This window comes from Flavobacterium sp. MEB061 (genome assembly GCF_000834715.1).
In the GTDB taxonomy this organism is placed as follows: Bacteria; Bacteroidota; Bacteroidia; order Flavobacteriales; family Flavobacteriaceae; genus Flavobacterium; species Flavobacterium pectinovorum.
Genome location: NZ_JXQR01000052.1, coordinates 1 through 335, shown reverse-complemented (window position 1 = coordinate 335; position 335 = coordinate 1). Strand labels below are relative to the sequence as shown.

The window sequence follows — 335 nt, the reverse complement described above, 5'->3', positions numbered from 1 at the left end:
GGAGCAAGATTTGCAAAAGAATTAGATGTTTGTTTAGCAATAATTACCGGAGATGGAGCAATAGTTTCGTATTGTAAAGTTCCAACTCCATTTGTAGCTGTTAATGTAACAGTAGTAGTCGTAGCTGTACAAGTTACCGCTGCTGCTGCAAAAGTTAAATCTGTTGGTGGGTTTAATCTCAATAAAGTTCCTGAACCAGAAATTGTACATCCTTGTCCGTCTCTTACTGAGTAAGTATAAGGTTGATCTGCACCATTGTCATTTAATGTCAATGTATTTGAATTTCCAAATCCACCACCATTAAAACTGTATTGGTAAGGAGTAGTTCCTGTTCC

Annotated in this window: 1 protein-coding gene; it reads right to left on the bottom strand. The window is 37.0% G+C overall.

Annotated features, from left to right (window positions below):
- Positions 1-335 (bottom strand): hypothetical protein (locus RT99_RS25430; protein WP_042566447.1); only part of this gene is annotated, 335 nt, incomplete at both ends.